This is a genomic window from Arthrobacter rhizosphaerae (assembly GCF_023062595.1).
Lineage (GTDB): Bacteria > Actinomycetota > Actinomycetes > Actinomycetales > Micrococcaceae > Arthrobacter > Arthrobacter rhizosphaerae.
This window is the reverse complement of the sequence record NZ_JALLAN010000012.1, coordinates 25,098-43,443: the sequence shown is the minus strand read 5'-3', so window position 1 is coordinate 43,443 and position 18,346 is coordinate 25,098. Positions and strand designations below refer to the sequence as shown.

Annotated in this window: 18 protein-coding genes and 1 pseudogene; 3 read left to right on the top strand and 16 right to left on the bottom strand. The window is 57.8% G+C overall.

What is annotated here, in order from left to right; genetic code table 11:
• Window positions 1-38: 38 nt before the first annotated feature.
• The 10 genes from MU551_RS16010 to MU551_RS15965 form a co-directional block, all read right to left on the bottom strand.
• The gene (locus tag MU551_RS16010; protein WP_247046263.1) at window positions 39-1,550 is read right to left on the bottom strand and encodes an SCO6880 family protein; all 1,512 of its coding nucleotides are present in this window, start codon (window positions 1,548-1,550) and stop codon (window positions 39-41) included.
• Window positions 1,543-2,961, bottom strand: coding sequence for a type IV secretion system protein (locus MU551_RS16005; protein WP_247046262.1), 1,419 nt, complete (start codon window positions 2,959-2,961; stop codon window positions 1,543-1,545). The genes MU551_RS16010 and MU551_RS16005 overlap by 8 nt, the downstream gene beginning before the upstream one ends.
• Window positions 2,962-2,973: 12 nt before the next feature.
• A complete protein-coding gene (locus MU551_RS16000; protein WP_157372120.1) occupies window positions 2,974-3,261 on the bottom strand; it encodes a hypothetical protein in 288 nt (95 codons plus the stop codon).
• Between the two features lie 548 nt (window positions 3,262-3,809).
• Window positions 3,810-4,826, bottom strand: coding sequence for an ATP-binding protein (locus tag MU551_RS15995; protein WP_247046260.1), 1,017 nt, complete (start codon window positions 4,824-4,826; stop codon window positions 3,810-3,812).
• Between the two features lie 84 nt (window positions 4,827-4,910).
• The gene (locus tag MU551_RS15990) at window positions 4,911-5,672 is read right to left on the bottom strand and encodes a DUF8453 domain-containing protein (RefSeq protein WP_247046258.1); all 762 of its coding nucleotides are present in this window, start codon (window positions 5,670-5,672) and stop codon (window positions 4,911-4,913) included.
• A 211-nt stretch (window positions 5,673-5,883) separates the two neighbouring features.
• Window positions 5,884-6,858 (bottom strand): RelA/SpoT-related domain-containing protein, encoded by a 975-nt coding sequence (locus MU551_RS15985; RefSeq protein ID WP_247046256.1) that lies wholly within the window; start codon window positions 6,856-6,858, stop codon window positions 5,884-5,886.
• Window positions 6,855-7,886, bottom strand: a complete 1,032-nt coding sequence (locus MU551_RS15980) for a nucleoid-associated protein (RefSeq protein WP_247046254.1) — start codon at window positions 7,884-7,886, stop codon at window positions 6,855-6,857. The genes MU551_RS15985 and MU551_RS15980 overlap by 4 nt, the downstream gene beginning before the upstream one ends.
• 432 nt (window positions 7,887-8,318) lie before the next feature.
• Entirely contained in the window at window positions 8,319-9,452 is a 1,134-nt protein-coding gene (locus tag MU551_RS15975; protein ID WP_247046252.1) for a C40 family peptidase, read from the bottom strand.
• Complete coding sequence (locus MU551_RS15970) at window positions 9,452-9,802, bottom strand: hypothetical protein (protein WP_247046251.1); 351 nt, start codon at window positions 9,800-9,802, stop codon at window positions 9,452-9,454. The genes MU551_RS15975 and MU551_RS15970 overlap by 1 nt, the downstream gene beginning before the upstream one ends.
• A gap of 430 nt (window positions 9,803-10,232) precedes the next feature.
• Window positions 10,233-11,138 (bottom strand): sigma factor, encoded by a 906-nt coding sequence (locus MU551_RS15965; protein ID WP_247046250.1) that lies wholly within the window; start codon window positions 11,136-11,138, stop codon window positions 10,233-10,235.
• 192 nt (window positions 11,139-11,330) lie between these two features.
• On the opposite strand from MU551_RS15965, the gene MU551_RS15960 reads away from it, so the two are divergent.
• Window positions 11,331-11,654, top strand: a complete 324-nt coding sequence (locus MU551_RS15960) for an ArsR/SmtB family transcription factor (RefSeq protein WP_247046249.1) — start codon at window positions 11,331-11,333, stop codon at window positions 11,652-11,654.
• Here the strand turns inward: MU551_RS15960 and MU551_RS15955 are convergent.
• The gene (locus MU551_RS15955; RefSeq protein WP_247046248.1) at window positions 11,608-12,114 is read right to left on the bottom strand and encodes a hypothetical protein; all 507 of its coding nucleotides are present in this window, start codon (window positions 12,112-12,114) and stop codon (window positions 11,608-11,610) included. The two genes, MU551_RS15960 and MU551_RS15955, sit on opposite strands and share 47 nt — an antisense overlap.
• Before the next feature lie 199 nt (window positions 12,115-12,313).
• Between MU551_RS15955 and MU551_RS23640 the strand changes: the two are divergent.
• A pseudogene (locus MU551_RS23640) lies at window positions 12,314-12,460 on the top strand (helix-turn-helix domain-containing protein); the annotation flags it as partial.
• A gap of 128 nt (window positions 12,461-12,588) precedes the next feature.
• Here the strand turns inward: MU551_RS23640 and MU551_RS15950 are convergent.
• The 4 genes from MU551_RS15950 to MU551_RS15935 form a co-directional block, all read right to left on the bottom strand.
• Window positions 12,589-13,854, bottom strand: coding sequence for an alpha/beta hydrolase family protein (locus MU551_RS15950; RefSeq protein WP_247046247.1), 1,266 nt, complete (start codon window positions 13,852-13,854; stop codon window positions 12,589-12,591).
• Window positions 13,802-14,263 carry a hypothetical protein gene (locus MU551_RS15945; protein ID WP_247046246.1) on the bottom strand — a complete coding sequence of 154 codons (462 nt, stop codon included), beginning with the start codon at window positions 14,261-14,263 and terminating at the stop codon, window positions 13,802-13,804. Before MU551_RS15945 ends, MU551_RS15950 begins: the two co-directional genes overlap by 53 nt.
• The gene (locus tag MU551_RS15940; RefSeq protein WP_247046245.1) at window positions 14,260-15,201 is read right to left on the bottom strand and encodes a hypothetical protein; all 942 of its coding nucleotides are present in this window, start codon (window positions 15,199-15,201) and stop codon (window positions 14,260-14,262) included. Before MU551_RS15940 ends, MU551_RS15945 begins: the two co-directional genes overlap by 4 nt.
• Window positions 15,202-15,287: 86 nt before the next feature.
• Window positions 15,288-15,776, bottom strand: coding sequence for a hypothetical protein (locus MU551_RS15935; RefSeq protein WP_247046244.1), 489 nt, complete (start codon window positions 15,774-15,776; stop codon window positions 15,288-15,290).
• 904 nt (window positions 15,777-16,680) lie between these two features.
• Between MU551_RS15935 and MU551_RS15930 the strand changes: the two genes are divergently transcribed.
• Window positions 16,681-17,523 carry an alpha/beta fold hydrolase gene (locus MU551_RS15930; RefSeq protein WP_247046243.1) on the top strand — a complete coding sequence of 281 codons (843 nt, stop codon included), beginning with the start codon at window positions 16,681-16,683 and terminating at the stop codon, window positions 17,521-17,523.
• A 44-nt stretch (window positions 17,524-17,567) separates the two neighbouring features.
• On the opposite strand, the gene MU551_RS15925 is transcribed toward MU551_RS15930, so the two are convergent.
• Entirely contained in the window at window positions 17,568-18,314 is a 747-nt protein-coding gene (locus tag MU551_RS15925) for an N-acetyltransferase (protein ID WP_247046242.1), read from the bottom strand.
• Window positions 18,315-18,346: the final 32 nt, after the last annotated feature.

Here is an 18,346-nt window from a genome sequence, read left to right as displayed (position 1 = left end):
ACCCGAGGGCGTGTATTGAATCATCTGGGTTGTTCGAGTCATCGCAAACCCCTCCCGAAAGGAAGTGCTCCTGCCACGAAGGCGGCCCATTGCTGACCCACCAGCAGGCGCAGTTCAACGAAAGCTCCCGCCGCCGCTGACTCGAGTTCTTGCCTGTGCCGGGCCAGGTCGTCGAGAGTGGCCGCCGATATGGTCACATAGGCTGCCGGACGGACATCACCGTGTCCGGCGACAATCTCTTCCTCTCGTTGGGTAACTTCTTCTTCCTCGGCCTTTTGCTCGCGGGTCAGTGGCCTATCGAAGCGAGTGTTGATCCGCCGTCGAGTTTCATGGGCTTCTTGGGCGGACCGTATGTCACGGAGCGCCTCGACGGTAGGAACAGTCCGGAGCACCTGGGTCACTGTATGCCGGAAGTCGCCCACGTAGATGAGCGGATGAAGGAACCCGGGGAACACCTTTTGCCGTGGCCACTCGGCTATCCAGAACGTTTGATGAAAGCCGGAATCAGAGCGAACGTACGTCCAGTGTTCCTCGACAGCCATCGGTCCAGCCGCCAGAGCCGAAGGCTCAGGATCTGAATCAGGTGGGAAAACCGGAAGGGCGGCTTGGAATTCTGACCTCGACTCCCGTCGCGGCCCTGCAACGGCAACTGGATCGAATGCGCCGTGAACGACGTCGAGAATTCCGTCCTCAGGCAGCCACTCCTCTACCTTCACGCCGTGGGTTCCCAGTGACGTGGTCATTGCCTCGACCTCCAACCGGAGCACACGCTCGAGGCCTGCAAGACCGCCACCGGATTCCCTTATTCGACGCCGGGCCTTTGCTGTATCCACCACGACTGCCACCAGCAGGTCGTGACTCATCGTGGAACCGGCTGCGGCTATCAAGTCCTCATACGCCCTTTCACCCCAGGTCAGCCCGCTGGCGGCGCCCGCACTCCGTAGCACGTTGCGCTCGTAGAACTCACGGAGGGCGGTTGAAGGGTAGGGAACGGTGTAGTCCTGCACCGCGATTCTGGCGATGCTTGTTCTCTGAGCCATACCCGCCTGCACACGCGACCACGCCTGCACCGCCCAGGCCTTGTCATCGGCGTCGAGGAGCGCGAAGGACCTTGTACTGCAGCGCAGCACCGCAATCGCTTCCCGGCCCTTGGGGTCCACAATGAAGCACTCGCCGTTGATGGCACGGCGAAGCTCCAGATTTCCCAGGCCACCGGGCAGCGCAAGCCGCCCGGCCAGTACTGCATTTTCGGGCCGTGTAAGGAACCGCGTTTGTTTGACCGCGGCCCTATACAGAAAGAGGATGATCTGACTCGCCCAGACGGGATAAGGAATCCTCGAGTACTGGAGAAGTCCGAGGAGCATTAGGGACAGCCATAGAGGCCCCGATGTGAACAGCCCTGCAGGGCCATTGGCTGCCGAAGCCAGGGACGCCATAAGCACGCCGGCTGCCAGGAGCAGCAGCTGATACCACTTGAGTCCCATGAACAAACCGCGACGTTCGTACCTTGGAAACTTGACTGCTTCGAGGGTCCTTGAACTTTCAGACATGGGAATTACCACCTGATTGGCGTTTAACAGTTGGTTGCGGGTGGACTGGAGGCGGTGGAGTTGCGGGCACGGTCAGCCCAGAATTTCCCCGATCGGGCACCTGGGCTGGCCACGGCCCCCGAGTATCCGGAGCTGCGTTCCTTGGGCCGGCCGCCGTGTGTACTCTTGTCGCCGGCCATGCACGGCCACCAGCAGATTCAGGGCCGTCACCAGTCGCCGCAGTCCGCTGAAGAGGGAGCGCAGCGGAAGTCGAACCCACGCCGTCGAAAGCGGGTCCCGGGCCGCCAGAGCGTAGCGACGGAGTCGCACCGTTCGATGACCCCGGCAGTGGCATACCGGGTGGCAGGGCTCGCGTCGGAAACTGTGCACGGCTGGATTGAATGGGCCGAGTCATGGACGAGCGTCCAACCAACGATGCGAGAGTCAGTCGGCCGCCGGTCTGGCGGCTTATCTGCCGGGAAGCAACGCTGCTGCTCCGCGACAGTACGTGCCCGCCCCCTGCAGTTTGTGCGGCCGCAGCTAGCTCGCCGCCTGCGAAGCTTACGAGCCTCAATGCCATCAGCGGTGCACCACAAGCGAGCACCATTCCTACGGTTCCAGCAGCGAGGCCAGCGAAGGAAGTTGAGTCTGCAAAGAGCTTGATTGCGACCGCCAGCACGGTCGCAGCGAGCGGTTTCGCGAGCAACAGCGCTACGACGATCTCACACCATCGCCTTGCCCATGTCTTCGTTTTCTCCCACGGCATCAGCATCAGGGCGACAGGGGCGACGGCGGCAAGAACGATTAGTGCGAATGATCGGAAGATCATCGAGCACATGAGGATGAATGCCAAGATCCAGACAACAATCACGGCCATTGCGGTGACGACCACTGCGCCTGCGGCGCCCCCCTGAGTCCCGGGTGCCAAGGAGATGACATTCCATTCCCGGTCAGAGCCAGCGGGTGCACGCTCGAACCCGAACAGCCGCATAAACACGACGTAGGGATCAGTCCCGATTGAATCGAGGAGTGCAGTCGACGCGGAATCGCTGACGTTGGTGAGCTGACGAACCAGGTAAACGGCGCCAGCCACCATTGGTATCGCGGCGGCGCCACCAACGAGTGCCCTGACAAGGCGACGAGGCTGTTGACTGATCAGACCCGAAAGCAGTTGGAGGATCATCACAACGACCAGCGGGGTCATCATCACGATGACCCACCAGTTTGTGAGGCCCCGGATGGACGTCCACTGCGAATCGTCGATCTCGGACGCGCTGAAAGCACCGGTAATGAACGCCCACATCCAGGACGCTATGTTCTGAAGGACGTTCGCGAAGATGGAAGTGATGGCGCCCTCGACGCCGTCGTTGGCTTGGGAGACGAGCCCGCACCCGGGCGGCCACCAGCCATTGAGGTCGCACTCAACTGGCATAATCGTTGCGACCTAGAACCCGAGCGGAAACGCCGTCTGGGACCAAAGGATGTAGCCATTGATGCCGCCGAGTATTGCGGCCACCGGGCCCGTCCAAAGCAAAATCACGCCGCCACCAGAGGCGAGCCGTGACGACTGGCTTAGCTTGCCGGCTAACAGCATTGCTGCGCCAATGATCGCCACGATCGCGATCACAATGAAGGCGCCGACCAGGATCCCTCCGCCAATCTGCTTAAGGGATTCAAGAAAGGGAAAGTTCGCGTTTGGTGTGATCCCAGGATCCACCGCTGCCAGAAACATCTGGTGCTCCATCCGTCGTTTTCCAGTGGAATGAGCAGTTTGAGCTCACGACTTCATGGAATGAGCGGTGCGTAGCGACATGACGCAAGCCAGCCCGCCGGATATCCGTTTGGTTTGTTCGCATCTTCGTGATGATGTCGGTAACCTCCGTCATCCTGAACATCCGTGACGACTTCCATAAGCTTCAGTGGCTCACCGATGCCTTGGGCTTCGGCGGAGGAATCGAGAAGGATCCGTCTAACCGGAGCAATAGGGTCGTTATGAGGGACAGAATAACTACCGGAACCAGTTCGACCTTCGCGATAACCGGAAGAGGGTATACGGAAAGCGAATTCTACCTATCTGACCACCTGTTTTATGACAGCTACTGCTACTGCTAGTCATACTTCGCGGTCAACGAGGCCCTCTTTACGGAAAACGTCGCGGCCAGAAACGTAGCGCCAGATCACGTGATCAAGTTTTGTCGGCTGACTGTCTGGATCAAAGGTGCAAGCAGGTTCGTCGTCCCACGATTCGATAGAGGCAGCTCCCCATCAGTAGGCGTTTCTTCACTTATCAAATGACAACCCAGGGTGCTTGAATTGCCAGCTACCAGGAGTCCAGGTGGCACCAAAGACATCGTCTGCAGGCTTGTGCATGTTGCTCTCGCGGTCTCGGGAAAGTGTAGTCGCAAATTTCAAGGGCCTGACGGAGTGCAGTACTTCGAGTACTACCTCAATCTCCATCGTTTCAGTTGAAACCAAGATCAATCTGTCATCAGAGGATAGCCCCTTGACCTCCAGCTGCAGAGGTACTGCACCTGGTCTGGCCAGGCTAACCCCGTCGCTTGGGCGTTGAATGCCAATGGTCTTAGTTCCTGCTGGGACGGATATAGACTCCAGCGGAGGCTCGATACTGAGATCAAATACTTGCTCCTGAATAGTGACTCGTCCGCGCATTCCGTGGGCTGGCAGCGTGATGAGGCCATTTCCGCTGTGCTCGACATATATTCGTAGCTGACCCGTGCAACTTAGGGTTTGAGTGCCGGTCGTGCCTCCTTGCGAGTAGTACTCGCCCCTGAGACCGACATCCAGCACGATGACTTCTGGCAGCCGAACCGTGGGTATCAGCAATCGGAGCAACTCGTCACGCCGAGCGCTTCGAGTCCCTGTACCCTCGCGCATGGGTACTTCCAGGCTTGGATTCGCACTGCCGGTCTTTACGACGTACGGCGCTCGGTCGGAAGAAATGGCCAATGCAACAACATGCTCTCCCTCGCCAACCTGGACGTCGATATGCCGGATTAGCTCAGGTGGAGTGTGCTCAAACTTTGCGACAATTTGGTTCCACCAGTCGAGGATGTCCGTATCGGACACGTCGTGCACGCCGCCTGTTTTGTCATCAATACCGATGATGTAAATCACAGGATCGCCACCGGCTCGGTTCAGGCTTCCGGCCAGCTGTCGCGCCTTGTTTTCCTGGGGCCAGCTGCGCTTGCACTCGATGAGATCATTCTCGACGAACTGCTTGTCCCGAATTCGGTCTACAGCGGTAATTACTCTGGCTTCAAGGTCGATGGCACGCATGTACCAACGCTACCCAACGTCTATGGCAACCTGTGACGGCCCTGGTAGCCATCCGTAGTATGTGCCGGAACGGATCCAGCCTTTCTATACCTCCGTGGGATTGTTCCGAGCTTCAGTAGCTCGTTCTGCTTCACGCCGCGCTTTCCACCGCTGAGCGGATTCAACTACTTTTGTGTCTTTAGCATCGCCGTCTCGTGAATAGACTTTGATTCCTCGCGGGGTCTCGCTCCATTGCTTCTGGTTCTTGCTGATGTCCTGGAGTGCTTTCGCCGCGTGGTGCACGCCAAGAATCTCTGGGAAGATCCGGGCCTTGAAGGGGTGAAGATCAATGACGACGTCGCTCTTCTGCGGTTCGTTGTCGATCCCTTCATAACTGACAACGCCCTTGTACAGCAGAGGCAGATCTTCCCTGTGAGCTCGTTCTGTAGTGACATCGAATAGCGTCCGCCACTCTTGGCCTGGAGCCAAGAACGAGATTAGGTCGGGAAGGATGACATCTTCTTCACCACCGTTACCGTCCGTCCGGTTGAGCGCGGGTTCAAATGAAAACCGGATGTTCCGGCCTGCGGTCTGCCCATAATTCCGCACCACAAGGTCAAGGATGTGGGAGCCCACAGCGCTCTCTTCTAGGAAGGCGACGACGTATGGCTGCGACTTTTCACGCTCCAGCTTCTTCGTTTGTTTACGGGCTGAAGAGGCTTCCTGTAGTTGGCCCCACGCAATCCAGACCGCGGCAGCAGCGATCAGGAACGTCAGAAGTGACGCCAGTGCCCCTATCCAGTCAGTAATACTCAGCCCATTATCTTGGATCGCCCGCACCAGCTCGGCGAATTGCTCATCAGTCATGAAAGCCAGTCTGCCAAAGACCTCTGACAGGCAACGTCACTGCTGACTTGCCTACAGGCGTGGTCTTATCCAAATTCTGTGCCTCTGCAAGGAAGGGCCCCGGCTATGTGCACGAGATCAAGAAGGAGGATCCCGCGATGTGCCTGCAAAGCCATCCCAGCATGAACGAATGCCCCAAGGGGGCGGGTTGGTTAGCGGACTGCGCTCGTCGCTAGTTGACCTTCAATTCATCCGCCATGCTGTTCACTAGCTGTTCAAAGTCTGTATTTTCCACCGTGCTTGCGAGTAATCTCGGTTTTCGAGCAAGATCAGCCACGAGCAGGGCCTCGGGTTGCGTGTAAAGCCAATCGTACTTTTCGACGTAGTTTTCGGCACCGTATGTATGTTCGCTCATGACTTGGCGAAGGTGAACTCCATCTTTCGTGATGAGCTCTCGGAGGATGTCGACAAGCGCTAACTGATCGTCCTTGTTATAGGCGCTCAGAAGCGTCTCGAAAAGGCCTTCCGGTCGGGACGGCGCCGTGTAAGACCTGGTGAAGTCAGTAAACAGCTCCTTCACTTGGTTGAACAGGCCAGCTGGAGTGTCCGATTCGTACGCGTTTACATCCTTGATCAACGAGTCCACCTCCGCATCGAACAGCTCGGTCAACACGATCAGACGAAGCACCCGACGCTGTAAATCAGCAGGAAGCTTTGTCGCGTTCTTGTACCTTAACCGGTGGTCTACCATATACCATGCGTCACTGGCTACGGTTCTCACCTGAACTTCCACCTTAAGCCCGTTTCCGGCGGCATCACATATCTTGGGATTACATAGGTCGAATTGATCTGAACTATATTCCAACTTTTCGGGCGCCGAGCGTCGCGGGTCTAAGGCGCATGAAATCCCATTGGATTGTGCCGCTTCTTTAAGCTCCTTTGTAAAGATCTCCGCACCGGCCAGTGTCGGGAAAACGACCTTAAGTGCGACCAAGTCTCCGAACGAATCCCAGGATCTCGGCGAAGCCGGCCCATCCTTATACGCCTTGACGAGAATGCTCTGCAGCTTCTTGACCCTGCCGTCAACGTGGACGTTCTGATCAATTGGCCGAGCAAGGTCCTGCAGGCTCGTCTTCCAAGCCATGAGGGCCGCTTCCAGGTGAGGTCGTTCTACTTGATGGCGCTCTGTAAGAACGTTGACACTCACTGTTGGCTACTCTTGGGGAGGGCCCCGAAGGTCATTTGCTTCAGGTCGCCGCTCAGTTTGATTACCGTGTCCCCATTGTCAGACTTCGACACGGAGATGGTTCCAGATGCGAAAGCCTCGCTGCTCGCGACGACGGTGAAACCGTGGCCGATTATCCGAACACCTGAACCGCCACCAGCAATCAGTTTGAAGTCTTTGCGGATGACCCCATCGCCCACTGTATCCGGTATGGCCTCCAAGAAGTCGTCGCGGTCCTGAGGTTCTAGGAAATCATCGGCAAAAACACTTGGCTGGAAATCTTCGGCGGGAGCGTGCATGTATGCCGACAGCGCACCAGCGTAACGCGAGGCTTTGACTGGGTCGCTCAGTTGCTCATTAAAATGCCTAATAGCGGACTCCATGAAAACCTTAGTTTGAAGTTCTGCTTTGTCAGCAAGCTGACATCCTAAGAAGTCGGCTAGGAAGAAATCGGCATACATCACGCCATTTTGTTGATCGACCATTTGACCAATTACTGTGCCGTCGTCTGCCAGATCCATCACCGCCACCTTATAGATCTTAGAATTCTGACCAACGATCAATTCGTTCAGATGCTCAAGATCCAGACGCCCGGAGTCCTCATCGCGGCGCAAACGCATGCCTTCTTGATGTTCTGCCTTCATCAGCAGCACGGCGCTACGGCCGTCCTTGACGACGCTCGCGACAACGAGGATCCCAGATGGGCTATTCGCTGTCTGGCTCCTGTAAAGCACTCTCGCGATGTCTTGGGAAGCTCTAACAAAACTGTTCTCAGCATCATTGATGATTTTAGAGACAAGGGCCGGCATATTAGACGACGCAGTCTGATCCCACTTAATGTCTCTCGGGTGCTTCAGAGCAAACTTGACCATGTTGTCGATGATGAACCTACGAGTTTCTACCTGCAAAGGGGTAAGTTCTGTACTCAAAGTCACATCGGTATCACTCTTCGTTGAGTGCGCCCCCTTAGGCACTTCATGAACGATCGCTTTAGAAATGGTGATGGCCACAGATGACTCCTGGTCACGAAGGGAGGACGACTACTGAACTTATCAGTTGCGCCGTGACTTGACGCAGTAATGCGATGGTGTCCCGCAAAAATACGCGATCACACCCGAGCGAGATTCACACCGCCGACAATTCGGCCGAAACATCAGCTAAGTCCGCCAACTCAAGTAGAAACCCGCCCTCGCCAAGCACGAACGCGCCTCCGACACCCTCATCACTTACCCCCAGAAGGGGGCGCCAAGACCAGCCAGAAATCCGCACATTTGCACGAATGGGGTTCAATGTCCTAAACCCGCGTTCGAGCCCAAACTCCGATTCTGCAAGCAACTTTTCCGCAGAAGCCCTTATTCGTTTGAATCCGGAGTACGTCTTTGGTTCAAACTCTTATCTATGGGACCTTGACGGAAAATTCCCCAGACATTTTGAGAGCCAGTTCACCGCACAGTTTCGGACGTTAACAAGTCGAAGTATGCGCTCCCAGGGTTCCAATCCACTGGATGCAGCAAAGTTCCCGCAGCAGGATTTAGAGCGCTGTACATCATGCCATTGCCCGCATAGATGCCGACGTGGCCCCAGTTGTCTAGCCCTTGGGGGTTCTGCACAACCAAGTCGCCTGGCTGCGGGTTCTCTGTCCTTTGCCCAACCCTCCACTGCTCCACTCGCGGAAGGTTGATTCCGACCTGCGCGTAGATCCATTGGACGTAACCAGAGCAGTCCCAGGCTTTGAACTCTTCACCGCCCCAGATGTACGTCCCGCCAACGCCGGCCTGAGTGAAGCGCAAGATATCCTTGCGGATCTGAGACAGGTCACCGGTTGCAGCAGGCAGCGCCGACTCAATAGGCGAATCCGTGCACACAGCCGGGGCAGTGTCGCCTTCGAGTGAATTCACTATGGCGGTTGCCTGAGACTCCCATCGTGCGTACAGCTCAGGAAAAGCCGAAATCTGGACAGCTTGAGCAGCTTGCCCTTTGTCCATTGATTGCCAGCCGGCGATATCGAGCAACCCACGCGGGCTGCCACGGTTCGGCCCCGACGGTCCGCCATAAAATGCACGAGCGTTGTAGCCAAGGTCCATCAGCTGCTCAACGCTCCCCCAGCCCGCAGCCGGACGCTGCTGAGCACTGCCAATCGAGTCATGATCACGTCCCACACCATCATGCGGAAACTGGAACGAGGCCGGGACATTCGAGTTTGCGAGGACTCTGAGGGTCGATTCTTGAAGAGCCATCATGATCGCGATGATCCAGGCATCTCTCGGGACACCCAGTTGCTTCCCGACTGAGATGTAGCCACTCGCCACGGTGACCTGGCGAGAATTTAGCCAAAGCGGTTCCAGGCCACTTACATGGATTTCCAGTCCGCCATCAATTCTGTCCGGCGAGCGCTCCCCCACAGCACTACCAGATATGCAGACGGAGTCCATGCTTGACCGATTGGCAACCAGAACCGTAGCAAATGCGCAGAACACGACGCCGAACATCAGTGCCACCACAACTGCCATAACTGTCGCGCCGCGGAGCAGCGCGCGGCGCTTGGCCAGCGCCGCCACCATCGCTGGAATTGGCATTAGTACACGATCCTGCTGGGGGCAGCATAGAAGCCAACCATCGTGCATCGGTCAGACGGGGCACTTGCTGCCGGCGGGCAATTGAGCATGACGCTCACAGGTGCGGTGTAGGCGTTCGTGGATGTGGCCGTCCGATCCACGACCCGCAGGGAGACGGTGCAGACGTGAAGACCCAACCACGGTGCCGGGCGCTCTCGCACCTTAGCCAATTCCTCGTCGCAGGTGATGGATTCGGAAGTGGCCGTTCGAAACGCTTTCTGCCCTGCCAAGGAAGCAAACGTTCCCGCATTGATACCTGTCGCTTCAAATTCCTGGGCAAACACAGCCAGGGGGTTGGATCCATCAGGCAAGACCTCCCACCAACCACGGAGGCGTGTATAGATATCCGAGTACGACGACGACCGAGTGTCCCAGGTGTAGATAGCCTCTGCCGCGGCTTTTGCCAGCGCTCGATAGTTCGTCGTGCGCGGAACTCCAGTGGCACTCGTTCCCTCGGCAGCTCGAGCCGTCGCTGGCCCACTAGAAACTGACGGTGCGGATGGCGACGGGTGTACAGCGGAAGGGGCCGGAGACGATGTGGCTGGAACCGACGTCGTACTCGCTGAGGGAGGTCGCGGCGAGCCGACCAAAACCAGCACAGCAGCAACGACAGCCGCCAGGGCTGCTGCAAAGATCCATAATCGGCGGGCGGGACTTCGCCCTCGTCTCCCAGATTCTTGTGACATTGAAATTCCCCCATCCTCACCCGTTCATGGAGACTAGGCGGGCTTAGTGCATGACTTAGCAGCCCGGCTTCATTGCTCCCCGCAGCGTCCGCCACGCAGTCTGATAGAGACGGCGGGCGGAGCCGATCTGCACCGCAACATAGCGTTCTGTAACGCCAAGCTCGCTGGCCAACGCAGCGATGGCTTCTCGTCGCTCTGGTCCGTGTACGTCAGGGCGCACGATGGTTTCAGCCACTCCACGCAGGAGCGGACTGGGTAAGCACTCAACGGCACGAGTGCACAGGTCCTCGAAGTTCCGGATTGTTCCATGATCGGTTTCCAGTGCTGTATTGACCGTCTTGGCAGTTTGGCGCACCACGGTCACAGCGTTCCAGCGGCGCCGATCTTGTGGCGACGGCGGTCCATACTTGCGCGGCCCGGAAAGACTGGCTACCGCAAGTCCCCAAACGTCCGGGGACACAGCGGCGCGTGTCAGGCCAAGCAGTTTCTGAGCCCACTCCTGGTCAAGAACCATGTCTGCACCCCGATCCTCGTGCCTGTCACCGACTAGAACAGTCAAGACGTCGAACGGTGCTGAATCCTCCGCAGTCCCTGGGTCCATGAGCAACGGGAGCGTGGGATGAGATAGCTCCCGACGGATGTGTGCGGAACAGATGTTGCTTGCTACCCCCTGCACCCAGGCACCAAACCGCACACCCGGGAGCGGACGATACCGGCCTCGAGAGACTCCGTCCCAGACAGCCACCCGAATATCCTGCATGACATCATCGACGTCGCTGGCGCGGCCAATACGGGACAAGTGCGAAATGACATAGCGCCGCACTCCTTCAACGGCCACCATCATTTGATCGACAGGTACTGAGGCTTGCTCAGTTGTCGGCGGATTCAGCAGGGAGACGTCGACGGCGTTCGACTCTGGTGGGTTCCATCCGATGGGATTGGACTTGGTTTCGACGCGCATAATCGTCACCGCTTCGATTGACAGATTCCAATGAGACTCGGCACCAACACAGGGTCAGCACCGCTGATGTGGTCTAGATATTGCCTTCAACCACGACTGGAAGAGCCTATGCAAAATATTGTCAAAGATAATTAAAGTATCGTCAAGAGTGCGCTTCTTACTTTTTTCAGCGAGTTCGGCAACAATAGATCCATGCCACGGATTACGCAGCCCCAAGACGACGCATGGTCGTCGGACGTCGAGGCTGCCGTTGCGACGTTCGGTAACAGGTCGCGGAACGAGATCCTCCGATACCTTTCGACTCACGGACCAGCGACGCGTGGGGATATTGTTGCGGCCGTCAGTGCCGGCGAGCCCAGTGTGGCCAAGCACCTGTTGGCCCTTGAAGAGGCCGGCGCCATCTTTGTGGACGTTGAAGTCGGCCGGCGGCACGGCCGCTCCCCGCGTTATTCAGCGAACCCTGTCCGTATCAAGGAGCTGCTTGACGCCCATCTTCAGTATCTGCTGGAGGGCTAGCTGCGGCCTCTTCACCATCAGGGTGAAGGCGGATGTCCTTGTTGAGGTACTCCGAGATGGCACGCAGCGTTTCTGGGGATACATCGCCAAGAGTTCGAACTGCAAAGGACTTCACTCGGGCCGCCCGAAGAGACTTCACGAACTCCAGCTGGGAATCGATGCGTTGGGGCAGATCAGTCTCTTTGCCAACTAAAAGGTAGGAGGCATCCACGTTGAAGATCTCGCAAAGGGCAGTGAGAAGGGCCGGATCACTCACCAGGCGCCCCCTGCCGTCCTTCATGTAAAACCAGCGCGCGCGAGAGAGCTTGATGCCTCTGGCCGCCAGCTCCGCCTGGACCTCCCGGAAAGTGACAGGCTTTCCACGCTCGGCAACGACGACGTCGAGCATCAGATTTAGACGTCGGGCAAGCTGCGCTTGAGGGGACATCGCCCCGTCAAGGTTTGCCTGGTCGCCGAACATCGCCTATCCCTTCATTCAAACCGAAGGCCTGTCAGGTAGGCCTCACTTCTTGCCCCCAGTATTCCGCGAGTCATCTTTAGGGGCAATCACCGGCAAATGTACATGGGAGGCTTCCCACATCGCATCCAAAGGAGTAGCCTGCTGCTGTAGACCCGTCTACAGCAGGACAAATCCTCCCGTTACTCAAGCTGTGGTCTCAATGTCGAACATCTTGATGCACCGAAAGCGAAGTCAAATCCTCCGCTTCCTTCTCAGGAACGGGCCCTCAACATGTGGCGAAATCGGTTCCGAACTCGACACATCACCCGCAGTCGTCCGCCGGCACCTAGCGCTGCTGCACTCTGCTGGGCTTGTTGAGCCCCTACCAGCCAAGAGGTTTGAGGCTTGTCCCGAACAAGTTCGTGGACAGCTCGAAGCCCTCGCAGCCTGTTTTGCCGGTGAAGTCATTACGGCTGGTTCGTTCATGCCTATGGATCAGGACTTCGCCACCGTCTCCGTCAACTCTTCGACTTCGTCCAGTTCCTTTGCCTCCGCACTTAGGCCCAAGATCCAGGAAGCCACTGCGCTCTCCCACTTCTCAGGATCAACGTTCCACTCCTGCGAATGTCCCTCCACTTCGAAGGGGACCAGTTGAATCAAGTCCGGACGAAGCTTGGCGGCGAGCTCCGACGCTTCGAACGGTGTGGAAAGATCTCCTCTTCCATGCAGGATAAGTATCGGCTTATGGAGCCTGACTGCCTGTGCCACCCAATCCAGCGATCGAAAATCAAGTGGCTCTTCGAGCCCGGTAACCCATCCGAATGCCCTGGACTGCATAAGGAGTAGCCCCAAAGAAGCGATCAGCCCAGGAAGTCCGCTTGCCCTGGCGTTCGTGGTCAACGTCCTGGTCCAGTCGAGAACAGGGGCATCAAGTACGAGCCCAGAGATATACCCCGAGTACTCAGACAAATCGGCCAATCGTAGAGCGATAGACCCGCCCAGGGACCAACCGAATAGCAATATCTCCTGGGCACCCTCACTTATTGCGAACTTGACGGCTTCCTCGACATCAAGCCATTCGGTTTGCCCCAACATGTAGCGAGCATCTGTCGAAGCTGGTCCCTCACGGTCGTTCCGGAGCGATACAACCAGCGTCGTGTAGCCCAGTCGACGGGCAACTGGAACTCCTCGGAGAGCACCGGCCCTGGATCCTCCCATCCCATGGATGTGTATCGCCCATTTGGTAGACGCGTCCGAGGGGTTGGTGTGCGGGAAAATCCAGGCCGGAGCGACGCCGTGCGAAGTCGCGATCTGGACTTCCGAATATGGCAGGTTGAGCTGATCCGGCTTGGAGAATACGTATCCGCTCCAGATTCCAGCCTTGACTGTGGTCAAATCGCCGGTGTCGACCCGCTCCACGATGCGCGTGACTGTGCCGGCTTCAGCATCCGTGCCTGTGACCCGACCGACGCAGGCATGGCCCGACCCTGCGGCGAACCAAAGGCTGTAACGCCCGGGCGCCGTTGTTTGTGGTGAAGCAGGCAGATCGATGTGTAGCGCGCCGTCGTCGTCGTAGAAGACTCGGCGGATGAGAAGGTCCTCCTTGCGCATTGTCTTTGGAACGACAACCTCACGGGCAAAATAGGCGGCACCAGCGAATGCAGCAACGCCCCCAGCAGCTGCCAGGGCCGTTGCGATCCCAATGACGTTACGACCGACGGTATTCTTCGCCACCTTGGTCATCGCCTCCCAAACGTTCATCGATTACCTTACGAAGCCGCAAGAGCGTTTCAGGGGATATTCCCTGCAACTGGCGTGCAGCAAAGTTCCGGACTCGAGCTTCACGCAAACTACGCAGCAACTCCAGTTGAGCCTCAACGAGCCCGGGAACGTCGCCAGAATCATCCAGGAGGTAATCGGAGTCGACACCGAAAAATTCGGCGAGATTCCGCAAAAGTGCCTCATCGGTCGCCAGGGAACTGTCACCGCTCCTCATGTAAGCCCACCGCGAGCGCGACAGAGGAGTTCCACGTTGCTCCATGTGGTGACTGATCTGTGGATAGGTAAGAGGTTCTGACCCTTTGGCCTCGAAGAGGTCAAGCAGGAGGTTGAGCTTCCGGGCGAGTCTTTCTTGAGGCGTTTCCAACGAATAGGCGTCTGATTCTGTCACGTAACCTCCTTTCCCCCTTCGACATAGTGGTGACCCATTCGATCTTCCTTCCACGATGGAGGAGTGGCCAGATGGGCCTCCACACTGTCGAGAACGTGGTGGTCGCGGTCATCCAAGACACTCAAGAGCATTGGCTCGAGGAGGAGGGCATCCTGGATTTCGACCAACATCCGGTGGAGGCGCCACCTCGCTGAGTCACGTTGATACTCAATATTGCCGTTGGGTAGGAGCCGGACCTCACGCTTCGCATCTGTAGTCTTTTCCCAGACATCGGAAAGCATGTCTACCAAGGCGGCTTCCGTCTTCGCTTCCCTCCTACGGGAAATCCGACGAGCCGTGGGTGGCAGAGCGAGTCCAGCACACAGAAACGCCATGGCTCCGACGACGGCAGAGTCGTAAACAAGGGAAAGTGCGTTCATCCCTGGCAGATCACCCTGTAAATGGAGAACATCCATGCCCAAGACGGCCAGAACTACAACGATCGCCAATGAACAACCAATACCGATAAGGGTGAACGCTATTCGGAAGTATGGCCTGAACATATCGCCCCGGAATCTGAAACACGTGTACCCCGTAATGCCTACGACGACTCCGATGTAGCCAATTTGAACGGCCGAATAGATAGCCGCGGACCATTGGTCGCCAAAGTCCTTCATGAAACTGGTTGAGGAGTAGGGAGCTGACACGGTGGCGAAACTTGCAATGAGGCCAATAATGACGAGAACCAAAACAGCGAGCCCGAAGTGGTCGGGCTGTGCGGAAGGCTCTCTGGAGTCAGCAGCACGAAGGATCGCCCTGGACAGGAAGTAGATGCCAACGACCATCAAGATGTTCGCGATCAGGTCTAACACATTTCGATGACCCAGCAACGAGTCTCCGGCCATGTAGACCGGGTCGATGTTCAGCGTGAGCGCCGAAGCGATGGTGACAGCTGCCACCAAAATACTGTGGTCGGCGCGCAGTCGGATTCCCGGCAACAGGCAAAGCGCAAGCGCCCAGATCAGGGAGGCCGCCACGAGCTGAGTCACCCGAAAATCCGTTCAAACGATCGTGGCTCAGTGGTGCTCTCCCGGATTGCGGCGGCGAATAGGTCCGCCAGCGTTTCGGCTGCAGCCTCAAGGTGGTCCACGAAGCTGCTTCGCGCAAGCACTCTGGTAACAAGCTCGCCGGACAGATTCGGAAAGAGGACGCTGGCGTACGCCGAAGGGAGAACCAACTCATCGTGGCGGAGAACCATGTGCCCCAGCTCATGCAGTACGAATTGTTGCCTATGAAGGGCAGACGGGGTCTCGGCGTGCAGGATGATCTCCCTCGTATCCGTCGACAACCACAGCCCGCAGATGGATCCGCCGTTGAGTACTCCCGTGATCTCAATCTCAATGCGGCGTTTACGGATACCCTCGACAAGTTCGACAAGGCGTTCAAGGGTGAGATGGGCAGGTAGCCGCAGGGTCTCAAAGGCAAGCGCAGCGCGTTCCGCCGGAGTTGTTCCTACGTCTGAACGATCTTCCATGAGCATCCCCAAAATGCCTATGTCATTCCAATGCAACATCCCACGACATCGTCATCGTCGGAATCGGAGAGACAACCAGTAGACCTCCATTGAACTCCCAAGCTCTGGACATGTCCAGAGCTTGGTAAGCGAAGATTTAATGCCCCGTTTTATTGAGCCCGGCCGGCTTTAGGCAACTAAGTCATGTTCTATGCCACGTCAATACAGCATGAACTCCCAAAGCAGTCGAGACACTAGCGAGTTCCGATGGATCTTGAATTCTTTGAACCAGCCGAGGCAGCTGCCCTTATGCGGTGCACGGAAGCGTGGCTACGAGATGGTGCTGCCAGCGGGCGATTTCCCCACGCGTGCTGGGGGAAGGGCAAGATCATCTTCACTTCCGAGCACATAATGGAAATCGCACGGCTGAGTGAAGTTCTCCCCGGGAGTCACCCGCCGGCTGGTCCGGCCGCTGCAAAGCCAGCCTCCAGGGAGCGGCTCATCGGTACGCGGGCGAGAGTTCGGCTCGCCCCTGCCAACTGACTGGCCGAACATCACCCTCCGCGGCAGCCGCCTTTCGCGTGCACCCAGACGCCAAACGACATTGGTCGCGCAAACCGTTCCTGTCGTACCCCTCCCCCACAATGGACACCATGCGATTCGCAGAGAGTATCGGTAGTTTGCGGAGTAGCTTTTGGTCGAATAGTTCTCCGAAATATGCAGGGCTATTGGCAGACGTGAAGCCGCTGCCTTCGGATGCGGGCGCACGTTCAGTGACATTGGTACTTGTACACCGATGCCATCCTCGGCTCGCTCCCAACGGGGCGTCACCGGTCAGCGACGCCCGCGTTCCTCTGGCAGGAACGAAGCCCTCTGTTCCTTGGGACCAGTGCGCTGGCAGTACGGTGAGGGGATGGATGCGCACATGGACTTTGCCCGAACCTTCGATATCGATGTCGGACCGGAAGAGCGGATCCACTGCTTCGACACCGGTGGTGAAGGGCCGCCCATCGTGATCCTGCACGGGCTGGCGGGGAGTTCTCGGGAGTTTTTCGCCACGGCCGGGGCTTTGCCCGAATTCCGAACGGTTCTGGTTGACCTGCGCGGCCATGGATACAGCACACGTATCCCAAGCAACCTCTCCCGCGAGGCCTTCGTGTCCGACGTCGTACAGGTGATCAAAACGGCGGTGGGCGCCCCTGTCGTCCTGGTAGGCCAGTCGATGGGCGGGCATACGGCGATGCTCCTCGCAGCGGCACGGCCCGATCTTGTGACGAAGCTGGTGCTGCTCGAATCCGGCCCCGGCGGAGGTAGTCCTGCTGAATACGAGGGCATTGGTGATTTCTTCCGTTCCTGGCCCGTCCCGTTCCCGGACCGCGAGGCCGCCCGAGCTTACCTAGGTGACGGACCGCTTCCGCGAGCCTGGGTGGCCGATCTGGAAGACAGAGCCGACGGCCTGTGGCCGCGATTCGACCCGGACGTCATGGTCAAAACGATGAATGACGTCATCATCCCTCGCTGGGCGGAGTGGGAGAGCGTAAGTGCCCCGACGCTTGTGGTGTACGGAGAAAAGGGGATGTTCTCCGCCGATGAGAAGTCCGCGTTCATCGAGCGAGGACGGAACGTCCGGCGCGTCGACCTGACTGGAGCATCACACGATGGACACCTCGATGCCTTCGATGAATGGGTCGCGGCACTGAGGTCATTTCTCACCAGGTTCTTTCCATCCCCCGCAGAAATACCTCCGGTCTCAAAAGGACGTGCTTAGTACTGAACGTGTTCGCCCTACCAGTTCGGAAAGAAGGTCGGCCCCTATTCGGTCAACTGGTGACGAACCCAAACGTTGGGTTCGATATAGACACCGTGATCGTGCTCCACTGAAACATGCACTGGCGTCAACGCGCCGGGCACCTCCACCGCTCCGCTGGAAGTCAGTTCGAGTCCAGTCCATTCCCGCCATTGAGACAGCGTTCCCGGAATAGTCATCGCGACAGGACACACCTTCATCACTACTCCGCCCAAGCGAACGTGTGTTCTCAGCCATGGATCAACGGGCAGCCCGTCCCCATCAAGGCGGGCAACGTAGTCCTTCATGCTTTCGTGCGGAAACGCGGCCTTTCCCGTGGGTCTGATCGGCCCCAGGAGGTCCCGGTACCCCATCTTTGCCGCATTCTCCTTGGCGGCAACCAGTAGTTTGCTGCTCAGCCCTCGTCCAGCGTGCTCGGGAGTCAGGAATGCTTCAATCAACGACACTGCCTGGCATTCCGACCCAGAGATAGAGGGTTGGAAGGCCCGTTCCAGGACAGCATCCCAGCCTCGGTCCGGAAGGTTCTCCGGGGACCGGTCCCACGACATCGGGACGCTGTGGACCTTCCCGATCACCTTCGACTGCTCGTCAAGTGCGACCAATTGGTGTTCTGGGAATGCCTCCACCAAGTTGCCATAGCAGAGGTTGCCGACTGGATCCTGGCGCATGAACGCCGGCCATGTGTTGGGCAGCGACCACATCTCATCAATCAAATCCGGCCGCTCGGCCAGCGTAACCACAGTCTGTTCCATCCCCCGACTCTATTGGGCCATCGCCCGGGTCA

Bases quoted from the DNA above. Each gene is read 5' to 3' on its own strand.
- MU551_RS16010 (WP_247046263.1), bottom strand. From the start codon at position 1,550: ATGTCTGAAAGTTCAAGGACCCTCGAAGCAGTCAAGTTTCCAAGGTAC.
- MU551_RS16005 (WP_247046262.1), bottom strand. From the start codon at position 2,961: ATGCCAGTTGAGTGCGACCTCAATGGCTGGTGGCCGCCCGGGTGCGGG.
- MU551_RS16000 (WP_157372120.1), bottom strand. From the start codon at position 3,261: ATGTTTCTGGCAGCGGTGGATCCTGGGATCACACCAAACGCGAACTTT.
- MU551_RS15995 (WP_247046260.1), bottom strand. From the start codon at position 4,826: ATGCGTGCCATCGACCTTGAAGCCAGAGTAATTACCGCTGTAGACCGA.
- MU551_RS15990 (WP_247046258.1), bottom strand. From the start codon at position 5,672: ATGACTGATGAGCAATTCGCCGAGCTGGTGCGGGCGATCCAAGATAAT.
- MU551_RS15975 (WP_247046252.1), bottom strand. From the start codon at position 9,452: ATGCCAATTCCAGCGATGGTGGCGGCGCTGGCCAAGCGCCGCGCGCTG.
- MU551_RS15965 (WP_247046250.1), bottom strand. From the start codon at position 11,138: ATGCGCGTCGAAACCAAGTCCAATCCCATCGGATGGAACCCACCAGAG.
- MU551_RS15960 (WP_247046249.1), top strand. From the start codon at position 11,331: ATGCCACGGATTACGCAGCCCCAAGACGACGCATGGTCGTCGGACGTC.
- MU551_RS15955 (WP_247046248.1), bottom strand. From the start codon at position 12,114: ATGTTCGGCGACCAGGCAAACCTTGACGGGGCGATGTCCCCTCAAGCG.
- MU551_RS15950 (WP_247046247.1), bottom strand. From the start codon at position 13,854: ATGAACGTTTGGGAGGCGATGACCAAGGTGGCGAAGAATACCGTCGGT.
- MU551_RS15935 (WP_247046244.1), bottom strand. From the start codon at position 15,776: ATGGAAGATCGTTCAGACGTAGGAACAACTCCGGCGGAACGCGCTGCG.
- MU551_RS15930 (WP_247046243.1), top strand. From the start codon at position 16,681: ATGGACTTTGCCCGAACCTTCGATATCGATGTCGGACCGGAAGAGCGG.
- MU551_RS15925 (WP_247046242.1), bottom strand. From the start codon at position 18,314: ATGGAACAGACTGTGGTTACGCTGGCCGAGCGGCCGGATTTGATTGAT.